7 protein-coding genes and 1 pseudogene are annotated in these 11652 nt (G+C 78.1%); 6 read left to right on the top strand and 2 right to left on the bottom strand.

Going from position 1 to position 11652, the window contains the following annotated elements; all coding sequences use genetic code 11:
- Positions 1-177 precede the first annotated feature (177 nt).
- Positions 178-3441, top strand: coding sequence for a class IV lanthionine synthetase LanL (lanL, locus tag ADK60_RS10280; RefSeq protein ID WP_159400380.1), 3264 nt, complete (start codon positions 178-180; stop codon positions 3439-3441).
- On the top strand, positions 3432-5438 hold the full coding sequence (locus ADK60_RS10275; protein WP_053645049.1) for a S9 family peptidase: 2007 nt from the start codon (positions 3432-3434) through the stop codon (positions 5436-5438). The genes lanL and ADK60_RS10275 overlap by 10 nt, the downstream gene beginning before the upstream one ends.
- Here the strand turns inward: ADK60_RS10275 and ADK60_RS10270 are convergent.
- Positions 5435-6367 carry a serine/threonine-protein kinase gene (locus tag ADK60_RS10270; RefSeq protein ID WP_053645047.1) on the bottom strand — a complete coding sequence of 311 codons (933 nt, stop codon included), beginning with the start codon at positions 6365-6367 and terminating at the stop codon, positions 5435-5437. The two genes, ADK60_RS10275 and ADK60_RS10270, sit on opposite strands and share 4 nt — an antisense overlap.
- Before the next feature lie 520 nt (positions 6368-6887).
- Between ADK60_RS10270 and ADK60_RS44685 the strand changes: the two genes are divergently transcribed.
- Positions 6888-7037, top strand: a complete 150-nt coding sequence (locus ADK60_RS44685) for a hypothetical protein (RefSeq protein WP_159400379.1) — start codon at positions 6888-6890, stop codon at positions 7035-7037.
- A gap of 72 nt (positions 7038-7109) precedes the next feature.
- On the opposite strand, the gene ADK60_RS10265 is transcribed toward ADK60_RS44685, so the two are convergent.
- Positions 7110-8201 (bottom strand): alcohol dehydrogenase catalytic domain-containing protein, encoded by a 1092-nt coding sequence (locus ADK60_RS10265; RefSeq protein WP_053645045.1) that lies wholly within the window; start codon positions 8199-8201, stop codon positions 7110-7112.
- Between the two features lie 186 nt (positions 8202-8387).
- On the opposite strand from ADK60_RS10265, the gene ADK60_RS10260 reads away from it, so the two are divergent.
- The 3 genes and pseudogenes from ADK60_RS10260 to ADK60_RS10250 all read left to right on the top strand — a co-directional run.
- Positions 8388-9752: a M48 family metalloprotease gene (locus ADK60_RS10260; RefSeq protein ID WP_053645043.1), complete on the top strand. Its 1365-nt coding sequence runs from the start codon at positions 8388-8390 to the stop codon at positions 9750-9752.
- 209 nt (positions 9753-9961) lie between these two features.
- Positions 9962-10618, top strand: coding sequence for a class I SAM-dependent methyltransferase (locus ADK60_RS10255; RefSeq protein ID WP_045940411.1), 657 nt, complete (start codon positions 9962-9964; stop codon positions 10616-10618).
- 270 nt (positions 10619-10888) lie between these two features.
- Positions 10889-11652 (top strand): annotated as a pseudogene (locus ADK60_RS10250) (hypothetical protein); the annotation flags it as partial.

Genomic DNA, 11652 nt, shown 5'->3' with positions numbered 1-11652 from the left:
GGTGCCGGAGCAGCGGGCACCGGGACGGGCGCGTCGGCACCCGACGAAGGGATGTGGTGGCGGATGCGGGCGGACACATCGCTGCGGACGGCCGGTGGCACGGATCCGGCGGGCGACGCTCCGGCAGGCGACGCTCCGGCGGACGGCAGGCCGGACCCGGACGGCGGGTGGCCCGGGATGACGCGGACCGCCCTCGCCGCCGGGGTCCCGCCGGTCGACGGGCGGGAAGGCCGGGACGGACAGGACGGACAGGACGGACAGGACCGGCGGGTCGGCTGGCGGGTGGACGTCGAGGGCTTCTGGTCCACGGCCAGGCCGACCCCGGGCGAACTCCCCGACGAGGGCTGGAAGCTCCACGTCAGCGCCGCCTCGACGGTCGGCGGCGCGGTGCTCGCGGCCGTCGCCGAAGTACTCGCCGAGGACCCGTGCGCGTTCCGGTTCGCGACCGGACCGGCCCAGCTGCACGAGCTCAACTCGCGCCACAGCGAACAGGGTTCGGCCGGCAAGTTCATCACCGTCTACCCGGTCGGCGAACCGCAGTTCCGGCGGCTGGCCGCCGCGCTGCACCGCGCCACCGACGGCCTGCCCGGGCCCGCGGTGCTCTCCGACCGCCCGTACCGGCCCGGAAGTCTCGTCCACTACCGGTACGGCGCGATCGCGGCCCGGGCCGAGCTGGGCAACGACGGCGGGTACCGGTCGATGCTGCGCGGGCCGGACGGCGAGCGGGTCGAGGACGTGCGCGGGGCCTCGTACCGGATCCCGCCGTGGGCCCGGGATCCGCTGGCCGCCGAGGGACAGCAGGCGTTCGACGGGCCGCGGGCCGCCCCGGCCCCGCTCGGCCCGACCCCGCCCGGTACGCCCGGCGCCGCCGGTTCCCCCGGACCCGGGTACCGGCCGGGCGTCGGCCGGCCCGCGCCCCGGCGGCGCGGCAGCGGCGGGGTCCTGCTCGCCGGACGCTACGTGGTCACCGGGGCGATCCGGCACGGCGCCAAGGGCGGCGTCTTCCTCGGCCGCGACACCGACGGCGGCGCCGAGGTCGTGGTCAAGCAGGCCCGCGCGCACATCGAGATGGACCCCGCCGGCACCGACGCCCGCGCCGCCCTGCGGCACGAGGCCGCGCTGCTCACCCGGCTGGAGGGCCTGGGGCTGGCCCCGAGACCGGTCGAACTCGTCGAACAGGACGACTCGCTCTTCCTGGTGCAGGAACGAATCGCCGGACAGCCGCTCGGCAGCTGGGTCGCGGCCCGACTGCGCCGCGACGGCAGCCCCGACGTCGACTGGGCCGAGGCCGGACCGATGGCCCACATCCTGCTCGACCTCGTCGAGCGGGTGCACGAGCAGGGGCTGGTGCTGCGCGACCTCTCCCCCGGCCATGTGCTCGTCCAGCCGGACGGCTCGCTGCGGCTGGTGGACCTGGAACTGGCCGCCGAGGCCGGCAGCAGTGCCGGCCCGGCCGGCGTGCCCGGCTACCGTGCCCCCGAGCAGGGGCCGGGGCGGCTCGCCCTGGTCACCGCCGCCGGGGCCCCGGCGGCGGTGCGGCGCGGCGGGGGGTTCGCCGGCCTGACGGCGGGCCGCGGCGGCGACGGCACCCGCACCGCCGAACCGGAGGCGGACCTCTTCGCGCTGGGCGGGCTGTTCTTCCTGCTCGCCACCGGGCACGACCCGCTGCTGCCCGAGGACCTGCCGCACGCCCGCCCGGTCGCCGACCGGCTCGGCCGCTGGCTCGCCCTCGCCGCCCGCTGCGGCACCACCGCGCGCCGACTGGCCCCGGCCGTGCTCGGCCTGCGCGCCGAGGACCCGCGCCACCGCTGGCACCCGGCCCTGGTCCGGGAGTCCCTCGCGGCCGACGGCCACGCCCCGTTCCGGGCCGACCGCCCGTCCGGCCCGGACCGCCCCGCACCGGTGCGGGACCCCGAGCAGCTCGACGGACCCGGGCCGGCCGGGGCCGACAGCGACACGGACCGCGCCGAGCCCGGCGGGGCGTTCTGGCACACCGAACCGGCCACGACGCCGGACCGGCCGGGGCCGACCCCGGCCGCCGCCACCCGCGTCGACGGCCGCAGCCACGGCCACGGCGGGAGCGACACCGCGGTCCTCGACCGGGTGCTGCACGACGGACTGCGGCACATCGCCGCCACCGCCGCACCCTCGCGCCGGGACCGGCTGTGGCCCGTGGTGCAGGCCGGCGAACGCGCGGACCCCTGCAATGTCCAGCACGGCGCGGCCGGCGTCCTGGCCGTCCTCGCCCGGGCGGCCGCGACCACCGGGCTGCCCGAGGACGTCCGGGCCACCGCCCGGGCCACCGCCCGGACCGCCGCCGACTGGATCGAGCGCCGCTGCGCCGCCGAACCGGTGGTCCTGCCCGGGCTGCACTTCGGACGCTCCGGCGCCGCCTGGGCACTGCTGGACGCCGCCCGCGCCCTGGACGACCGGGCACTCGCCCGGCGGGCGGCCGAGCTGGCCGAGCGGATAGCCGTCGAGTGGCCGAACCCGGACGTCTGCCACGGCGCGGCCGGCGCCGGCTTCCTGCAACTCCGCTGCGCCGCCGAGGACCTGCCCGGATCCCCCGATGCCGACGGGGCGGCCGGGGCGGCGGAGTTCCTCGCCCGGGCGTCGCGGTGCGGCCACGGCCTCCTCGCCGCCGCCCGCCAGGCTCCCTACGGCGCGGTGTGGCCGGTGCCGCAGGACTTCGACTCCGCGCTCGCCGGGATCACCCACCTCGGGTTCGCGCACGGGGTCGCGGGCGTCGGCGCCTTCCTGCTGGCGGCGGCCCGGGCCACCGGGGACGCAGCGCTGCTCGCCGGCGCCGTCGAGGCCGGCCGCACCCTCGCCGCCACCGCCCGCCTCGACCCGCCGGCCGCCCCGGGCCCGGCCGACGACGGCGCCTCCCCCGCCGCCCGGTGGCCGCGGAGCGCCGAGGACCCCGCGCACGTCCGCCTGACCCACTGGTGCAACGGCTCCTCCGGCGCCGGCACCTTCCTGCTGCGGCTCTGGCGCGCCACCGGCGACGCCGACGCGCACCGGCTGGCCCTGGCCGCCGGGCGGGCGGTGACCGCCGGACGCTGGCACAGCGGTGTCTGCGCCTGCCACGGCCTGGCCGGGGACGGCGAGTTCCTGCTCGACCTCGCCGAGGCCACCGGCGATCCGGGCTTCCGCTCCGCCGCCGTCGAGTCGGGCCTGCTGATCGCCGCCCGCGCGGCCCTGCGCGACGGGCTGCTGGTGCTGCCGGACGAGACCGGCACCGGGTGCGCGCCCGCGTACGGCACCGGGACGGCGGGGGCACTGGCCTTCCTGCTGCGGCTGCGGCACGGCGGTCCGCGGCTCTGGGTGGACCCGGCCCCCTTCGACACACCCTCCGACAGACCCTTCGACCCACCGCTCGGTACGCCGTCCGGGCGGACCGGCCCCGATCCGGCCGGGCAGGTGGATTCATGGACGTGACCACCCGGGCCGGGACCCAGGCCCTGCGCCGGCTCGGCTTCACCTTCTCCGCCGACGGCAGCCACGCCGCCTGCCTGGCCTCCGCCGCCGACGGCGGCTGGTACGCCGAGAGCTGGCACCTCCCCGCCCGGGGCCCCGCCCTGCCGACCGGGCTCCCGCTGCCCGGCCACCGCTCCGAGGACCTCCGCTCGCAGCTGGTCGCCCTGCCGGACGGCTCGGTGCTGGTCCGCCGTTCCGACGGCGACCGGCACGACCTGGTGACGCTCTCCGCCGCCACCGACCAGTACGGCCGGGCCGTCACCGCCGAACGGCCGCTGGCCACCCTGCGGATGCCCGGACTCCGGCTGCTGCCGCTCCCGGCGGGCGCGGCGTCCGGCCCCCGCGCCCCGGTCGCCCTCGCCCTGGGCAGCGACACCCGGCCGGGCACCACGGTCTGGCTGGTCCGGGCCGACGGCTCGCCGCCGCACCAGATCGCCGAGATCCCGGGCCTGCACGGCGGTGGCGTCTGGCTGGACCACGCCGGCGCGCTGCTGGCCCTCGACCGGGTGGGCGACGGCCTGGTCCGCACCGTGGTGCTCGACCTGCGCACCGGCGCCGTCACCCCGCTGCTGGAGATCGGCGAGCACAGCAACGACCGGCTGCTGCTGTTCGACCCGGACAGCCGGTTCGCCATGGTGCGCAGCGACGCGCCCGGCACCGACCGGATCGGCTGGGGCGTGCCCGGCGGCGGCGAGCCGCTGCGGTTCCCCGAAGTCCTGCACGTCGCGGGCATGTTCCTGCGGCCGGTCGCGCTGCGTCCGGCCGCCGACGGACCCCGGGTCGCGGTGCAGATCGACCACGGCGCGGGCTGCTCGCTCGCCCTGTGGCGGCCCGCCCTCGGCCGGCTGGACCCGCTGCCGGTCCCGCCCGGGCGGCTCGGCGCGGTAGGCCACTGGTCGGCGGACGGGCTGCGGCTGCCGTACTCGGCGCCGGACCACCCGGCCGCGCTCGCCACCCTGGACGTGGACGCGCTGCTGACCCAGGGCCCGGTCGCCACTACCTCGGGGCCGGTGCCGCTGCCGCTCCAACTGGCGCCGCTGGGCTCGGGGTTGCCGGGCCCGTGGCGGGACACCGTGCTGCCCTGGCAGCCCGGCACCACCAGGAGCCGCCCCGGCACGACGCTGCGCGGCTGGCGGCTGGACGGTTCCGCCGAGCCCGGCGACGGCGGCCGCTGGCATCCTGCCCAGAGCCTCGAACTCTCCGGCCCGGCAGGCCCGTTGGAGGCGGTGGTGTACGGCGGGGACGCCTGGCTGAGCAGCCCCCAGCTGGTGCTCGCCCTGCACGGCGGCCCGGCGGACGCCTGGCGGCTGGAGTTCGACCCGGCACTGCAGCGGATGGCCGGCGAGGGCTTGGCCGTGCTCGCCCCGAACCAGCGCGGCTCCACGGGCTACGGGGTGGCGCACGCGCTGGCGATCCGGGGCGCCTGGGGCGGGCCCGATCTCGACGACGTCCTGCACCTGCTGGAGGGCATCGCCGGCCAGCGGGCCGCGCTCGGACTGGAGCCGCCGGCCCTGTTCGGCGTCAGCTACGGCGCCTTCCTCGCGCTGCTGGCGGCGGCCCACGCACCGGCCGAGCAGGTGGCGCGCTGCGCGGTGGTCGCGCCGTTCCTGTCCGGCGCCCGACTGCTCGCCGAAGCCTCCGACCCGGTCCGGGCGCTGACCACCCGGCTGGGCGGCGGGGAGCCGATCGCGGACGCCCGCGGACCGCGCGACGTGCTGCAGCTCGCGCACCGGATCGGCGCGCCGCTGCTGGTGGTGCACGGCGACCGGGACGAGGTGGTACCGGTGAGCCAGTCCCGTGCGCTGCGGCACGAGTTGCTGCGGATCGGGCGCACCGAGGGCGCCGACTTCCGCTACATCGAGGCGGCGGGCGCCGGGCACGAGGTGCTGGCCGAGGAGGGCGGCGCGGTGCTGCACGAACTGCTCGCGGGCTTCCTGCGCACCGGCCGCCCGGCCTAGGGCGTTTCCCAGGGGCTGCCGGGGCGGTGGTGCTGCTCCACCATCGTCCGGACCGGTGGTGGCAGCCAGTCGTCGTTCCCGATCCGGTCTCCGGAGAGCTGCCGCAGAACCTCGTACGCGGTGGGCCGGCGCCCGGGGTCGCGGTCCAGGCACCGGGCCACGACCGCCGCCAGGTGTGCGGGAAGCATGCCCAGGGCGGATTCCAGCGGCACCCCCGGGGCGAACGGAGCCGCCCCACCGGCGTGGCACAGCACCATCCCGAACGCGTACAGATCGACGGCGGGGGTCACCGGTGCACCGGTGAACTGTTCCGGGGCGACGAAGCCGGCCGTGCCGACGACGAATCCGGTGGAGGTGAGCCGGGTGTCGTCGGCGACCTGGGCGATGCCGAAGTCGATCAGCCGCGGGCCGGTGCCGGAGACGACGACATTGCCCGGCTTGAGGTCGCGGTGGGTCACACCGCAGCGGTGGATCTCCTCCAGCGCCTCGGCGATCCCGGCCGCGAGCGCGTGCAGCGTGCGCGCCGGTACCGGCCCGTGCCGGCGGAGGACCTCCTGCAGCGACGGGCCGGGGATGTACTCGGTGGCCAGCCAGGGTGGGTCGCCGTACGGATCCGCGTCGACCACGGGCGCGGTGTGGAAGCCGCCGACCTTGCGCGCGGCCTCGATCTCACGGGCGAAGCGGCGACGGAAGGACGGGTCCGCGGCGAGCTCCGGGTTCACCACCTTCACTGCGACCGGGCGGCCGCCCGGGGTCAGGCCCAGGTAGACCGTCCCCATGCCGCCCCGCCCCAACTCGCCGGTCAGGCGGAAGCGGCCGAGGCTGCCGAGGTCTCCGAGGTCGCCGAGCGCGGGAACGGTCGGGGGGTACGCGTCGGCGGGCGGCGGCGGGGTGGCCCGGTGGACGGGTGACGCACCGCCGGGTGACACAACACCCGGTGACACAACACCGAACGACGCACCGCCGGGCAGGGGCCCGCCCGGCGCCGCGGGTGGGCCGACGGGGTTCCGTCCGACCGGGCGTCGGCGGGCCCGCCAACGCCCCACCGACCTGACCAGCACGACGAACAGCGTCGCGACGAACACGACCGCCAGAATCAACACCGGCTCCATCCGGCCCCCGCCCTCGCTGGTGTCCGGGCCGCCCCGTCCCCGTGCCGCGGCCCCTGGGCGGAGTCTCCCAGATCCGCCCGCCCGGCGGGAGCGAATGCGCCACGGGGGAGCGCCCGTTGGGTGCCCCGGGCCGCCGAAACAGGTCGGACCGGCAGCCGGGTCGTACGAACCGTCGGGCCGTACGGGGCAGGGTCGTTCGGGGCGCGGGCGCCGTGATCCCGGGAGCACCCCGTCCGCCCCGCCGGTTAGGGTGGCGGCCGCGCCCCGGCCGGGTCCAGTGGTACCGGCCGAAGGCCGGACGACCCGCACCCTCGCACGGAAGCACGGACAGACGATCTTGATCTCCGACACCCTCACCGACACCGACGGGACCACGACCGAGGACACCGCGGCGGCCGGTCGCCACCGCGGCCGCTCCGCCGCCGACGACAGCCCCGAGGCGGACCCGCACGGCCGCCATCGCGCAGCCTCGGCCGACCTGGGCTGACCCGGTCGCGGTGGGTCCGGCCCGGCGAGGTGCCGCGGCCGGACCCACCGCCCGGCGCCGACCCGGCAGCCCTCAGCCCGGCAGTACGACCGTCCGCAGTGCCTCGCCGCTCCGCATCTGCGCCAGCGCCTCGTTGACCTCCGCCAGCGCGACCCGGTGCGTGACCATCCCCGCCAGGTCGATCCGGCCGGCCCGCCACAGCTCCACCACCAGCGCGACGGTGCCCGACAGCGGGGCGCCGCCGTACAGCGAGGGCAGCAGCCGCTTCTCGTTGAAGAACAGCTCCCCCATCCCGAACTGCACGTGGTCGTCCTGCGCCCCCGCGCCGATCACCACCACCGCGCCGCCGCGCCGGGCCGCGTCGTACGCCGCCCGGACGGTGGCCGAGCGGCCGACCGCCTCGAAGACGTAGTCGAAGCCGCCGCCCGGCAGGCCCTTCGCCACCGCCCTGAGCTCCTCGGGGGCGAGTGCCTCGGTCGCGCCGAAGGCGAGCGCCCGCTCCCGGCGGGACGCCACCGGGTCGACCACCGCGATCCGGGCCGCGCCGCAGACCCGGGCGCCCTGGAGGGCGGCGACGCCCACCCCGCCGGCACCGATCACCGCGACCGACGCGCCGGGTTCGACCCGGGCGGTGTGGACGGCCGCGCCGATGCCGGTGGTCACGCCGCAGCCGATCAGCGCGGCCAGTTCGTACGGGAGGTCGGCGGGCACCGGGACCACCGCGTCGCGGTCCACCACCACCTCCTCGGCGAAGGTGCCGGTGCCGTAGAAGCCGGAGGCCTCCCCCGCGCCGTCCCCGTCCCCGCCGAAGCGGAAGCCCGGGGCACCGAGCCGCCGCAGGCTCGCCACGCAGAGGTGGGCGCGCCCGCGCCCGCAGTGCGCGCAGCGGCCGCACGGCGCCATCCAGCTGAGCACCACCCGGTCGCCGACGGCGACCTCCGTCACCCCCTCGCCGACCTCGACCACGTCGCCGGCGCCCTCGTGGCCGGGGACGAACGGCGCGGGCTGGGGCAGGACGCCGCTCATCGCCGACAGGTCGGAGTGGCAGAGGCTGGCGGCCCGCAGCCGGATCCTCACCCTGCCCGGTCCGAAGCCGACCGCCTCGACGTCGTCGCGGACGTCGAGCGTGTCCTGACCGGTCCTGTGCAGGATGGCGGCGCGCATGGGCTGCTCCCGGGTCCTTCGCGGATTCGCGGATCGTCGGTCGGGCCGATTCTGGCACGCCGCGCCCGCTCGGAGTAGAACACGTTCCACTCGACCGCGCGCCGCGCCGGGAACCGTACCCGGGCGCCGGATCCGGCCGGGCCGGACCCTTCCGCCGCCACCCCGGCACTGGCATGATCGTCCGCCGTGCCGAACTCCGCCGCGCCGAATCCCGCCGCGCCACCGACCAGCGCCACCGCCACCGCCCCCGTCGGCGGCCGCCCCGACCGCTGCCCCGAGTGCTCCGCGCCGCTCGACCCCGACCCCCGGTTCACCGCCTGGTGCCCGGCCTGCGAGTGGAACCTCGTCCCGGCCGAGGAGGCCGCCGAGGACACCGCCAGGAGCGCGAAGGAGCTGGCCCGGGAGCACGCGGCGGCCGAGCGGACCGAGCGACTGTTCGAGGACGTGGTGGCGGGCCGCGTCGACACCACCCGCCACGACTGGCTCGCCGCCTCGGCCCTGGCCGTCCCGGTCCACCTCGTCACCGTCGCCGTGACCGGGTCCGGCCTCTGGCTGCTCGTCACCGGCAACACGCCCCTGCGCTGCCTGGGCGCCCTGCTGCTCGCCGTCGCCTTCCTGATCCGCCCGAGGCTCGGCCGGGTGCCGAGCGGCCAGGGCGTGCTGACCCGCGCCGAGGCGCCCGCCCTGTACGGGCTGACCGACCGGATCGCCACCGAACTCGGGGCGCCGCCGATCGGGGTGATCCGGGTCGACGAGAGCTTCAACGCGAGCATGGGGGTGGTCGGCCTGCGCCGGACCTCCGTGCTCACCCTGGGCCTGCCGCTCTGGGAGGCGCTGGACGGGCCGCAGCGGATCGCGGTGCTCGGCCACGAGCTGGCCCACCGGGTGAACGGCGACCACCGGCAGGGCCTGTGGCTCGGTTCGGCGATGCGGTCGCTCGCGCACTGGCACGACCTCAGCCTGCCGCGCGAGCGGACCGCGCCCGGGTACGGCGTGGTCGCGCTGCTGACCATGATCGGCGACTACCTCGGCAACGCCTTCCTGCACCTGCTCAGCGGGCTGCTGTTCCGGGCCTACCTCCTCCTCGACCGGCTCACGGCGCGGGCCGGGCAGCAGGCCGAGTACCACGCCGACGAACTCGGCGCCCGGGTCGGATCCACCGGGGCGATGCGCGAGAGCCTGGCGGCCCTGCTGCTCGGCCCGGCGACCGGGACGGTGACCATGCGGCTGCGGGCCGAGATCCAGTCCCGGCCCCGCTCCGGGCGGCGGGACGCCGCGCCGGGACCGGACGCCGACTCCCTCTGGCCGCAGCTGCGCGCGCACCTGGCGGCGATCCCGCCGCTGGAGCACGAACGGCTGCTCCGCCGCTCGCGCAGGTCCGGGCACCGCGTGGACGCCTCGCACCCGCCGACCCACCTGCGGATCTCGCTGCTGGAGCGGCGGACACCCGTCCCGGCGGCGGTCGTCTGCCCGCCGGAGGAGGCCGCCGCCGTCGACACCGAGCTCGCCCCGCACCGCACCCGCGCCGCCCGCACCCTCCTGGCCGGCTGACGCCCCCGCGCTCTCCGCAGGACCACCCGGTCCGCCATGGGGGGCGGGGCGGATGCCGACGACGGCCCGCACCCCGTGGCGGGCCGGACCAGGGCGGAGCCGAGAGTGCCGCCGCGGGGTCGGGGTCGGGCCGTACCGTCCAGTAGGGTCCGACGGCGGGCGGAAACCGAACCGCGCCGCCACCCACCACCCCGCCGAGGAGCAGCACCATGTCCGACCTCCTGGAGACCGCGCACCCCCGGCCCGAGGTGCTGGCCGCGTTCGAGGGCGCGACCGGGTTCATGCCCGTGGACGAGGGCCTCGCGCTCTACACCGCCGCCGTGACCGCCGCCCGCCGCACCGGCCTCCCCGTGCTGGAGATCGGCACCTACTGCGGCCGCTCGGCGATCCTGCTGGCCGAGGCCGCCCGGGAGACCGGCACCGTGGCGCTGACCGTCGACCACCACCGCGGCTCCGAGGAGCAGCAGCCCGGCTGGGAGTACCACGACCCGACCCTGGTCGACCCGGAAGTCGGCCGGATGGACACCCTCCCCCGGTTCCGCCGCACCCTGCACGCGGCCGGCCTGGAGGACCACGTGATCGCCCTGGTCGGCCGCTCGCCCCGGATCGCGGCGCTGTGGGGCGGCGGGCTGGCCCTGGTCTTCATCGACGGCGGCCACACCGACGAGCACGCCACCGCCGACTACGAGGGCTGGGCACCGCACCTGGCGCCCGAGGGCCTGCTGGTCGTCCACGACGTCTTCCCCGACCCGGCCGACGGCGGCCAGGCGCCCTACCGCGTGTACCTGCGGGCGCTGGCGGAGGGCTTCGAGGAGGTCTCGGTGACCGGCTCGCTGCGCGTCCTGCGCCGCGCCACCGCCGGCTGATCCGCAGGTCGGACCCACCGTCCGGACCTGCCGGGCCCGGCACCCCGCACCCACCGCCGTCCGGCCGCCGCCCGGGGTGTCCGGAATCGGCCGACCCGCCCCACGGGCGATCACGGATGCTCTAACGTCGTGCCGGGGCTGCCGGGCGGGGGTCGCGAAAGGTACGGTGTCCGCGCGGTCGCGGGCGCCCGCGACCGCGGCGCGGCCGCACGACACCAGCAGAGCACCCGGGCGGAGCAGGCCCGGGCAGACCGTGGGGGCCAGGGACAGATGACGGACCAGCAGAACACCGCTCCGGCGGTCTGGGACCCGACCGCCCGCGGCGGTGCGGGCGGCTGGGTGCGCGGTCCCCAGCAGCCGGCCACTCCGGGCGCGCCGCCGACCGCCCCGCCGGCCGCCCCCGGCCCGCCCCCGGGCTCTCCCGCCGGACCGTCGCAGCCGCAGCCGCAGCCGCAGCCGGCCGGACCGTACGGCGAGGACGCCCCGACCGCCTTCATCCCGCAGCCGGTGCCGCCGCGCCCCGACGCGCCCGGCGCCTTCCCGCCCCGGGGCGCGCCGCAGCAGCAGGCGCCCTACGGACCGCCCCGGCCCGCCCAGCAGCCGCCGTACCCGCCGCAGGGCCAGCCGCAGCCCGGGTACGGCCAGGCGGCCCCGTACGGCCAGGCCCCGTACGGGGCGCCCGGCCGACCGCCGTACGACCCCGCCCAGCAGGGTCACACCCAGCCGGGCCACACCAGGCCCGAGTACGCCCAGCCCGAGTACCCCGCGAACGAGTACCCCGGGAACGAGTACCCCCAGCACGAGTACGCCGGGCACGACTACCCGACCGGCTACGAGGCCGCCGACGACGACGAGGGCCCCGGCAGCAAGCGCGCGCCGCTGCTGATCGCCTTCGCCCTGCTCTTCGTACTGGCCCTCGGCGGCGGCATCCTCTGGGCGGTCAAGGACAAGGGCTCCGGCACCGACCAGGCCGGCCCCGCGACCCCCTCCGCCACCAGCACCGACGGCACCACCGGGTCCGGGAACCCCCAGCC

Source organism: Streptomyces sp. XY431, from assembly GCF_001279805.1.
GTDB lineage: Bacteria > Actinomycetota > Actinomycetes > Streptomycetales > Streptomycetaceae > Kitasatospora > Kitasatospora purpeofusca.
This window is presented reverse-complemented; position numbering and strand designations above follow the sequence as displayed.